This window comes from Oleiphilus sp. HI0061, from assembly GCF_001635675.1.
Window position 1 is genome coordinate 1 of record NZ_LWFE01000804.1, and the last position, 525, is coordinate 525.

Annotated in this window: 1 pseudogene; it reads right to left on the reverse strand. The window is 45.0% G+C overall.

Going from position 1 to position 525, the window contains the following annotated elements:
* Positions 1 to 170: 170 nt before the first annotated feature.
* Positions 171 to 525 (reverse strand): annotated as a pseudogene (locus A3735_RS31820) (ATP-dependent helicase); the annotation flags it as partial.

Below are 525 nucleotides of genomic sequence, written 5' to 3' on the forward strand. Positions count from 1 at the left end.
TCGTAGTGCACGCCAACGCGCGACAAGTGAGCTTCGATTCTAGGAGCAATAGACATAACAAGCACCTCCATAAAAGCGAGTGAATCATCATTGTAACGCTGCGAAAGGTGTTAGGCCAAGAACCCTTTGTGCTTAGTCGAGTGCGCTATAGGGCAAATGGCTATAGCGCACTATCTATCACCCCATATGGTTTTATTTGTGGTCTTTGCAGGGCGCTTAGCGCTGGTGCTCGTTGTATTGGGCTTATTGCGGTTAATCTTCTTTTTTGGGGAGTCCTGTTTTTTCTGCTCAGTCTTTTTATTCGCTGGTCGCTTATTCTTCGGTACGTAATTTAAAATAGATACGGGCACGACTTTTCTCACAGGGAAGCCTTCAATTTCTTTTCGCTCAATAATATGACCTAGCCGGCTCTCTATTGCACAAAGATTCTTAAAATCTCCCATTGAGACAAATGAGATCGCTTCGCCAATGGCACCTGCTCGGCCTGTTCGTCCAATTCTATGAATGTATTCCTCAGGCTTAAAG